Below are 220 nucleotides of genomic sequence, written 5' to 3'. Positions count from 1 at the left end.
GCGTCCCTCCATTGCTCAAACGATAAAGAGGTGGTACAGGAATATCAACCTGTTGTCCATCGCCTACGCCTGTCGGCCTCGGCTTAGGTCCTGACTAACCCTGAGCGGACGCGCCTTCCTCAGGAAACCTTAGGCATTCGGTGGACGGGATTCTCACCCGTCTTTCGCTACTCATACCGGCATTCTCACTTCTAAGCGCTCCACCAGTCCTTCCGGTCTG

At 55.9% G+C, this 220-nt stretch carries 1 rRNA gene; it reads right to left on the bottom strand.

The annotated features are described in order from the left end of the window. Positions 1-220 (bottom strand): 23S ribosomal RNA (locus MR113_RS28060); the annotation flags it as partial.

Source organism: Bacillus cereus group sp. BfR-BA-01379, from assembly GCF_022663605.1.
GTDB classification, from domain to species: domain Bacteria; phylum Bacillota; class Bacilli; order Bacillales; family Bacillaceae_G; genus Bacillus_A; species Bacillus_A mobilis.
Note: the sequence above shows the minus strand (reverse complement) of the source record. Positions and strands in the feature narration are given on the sequence as shown.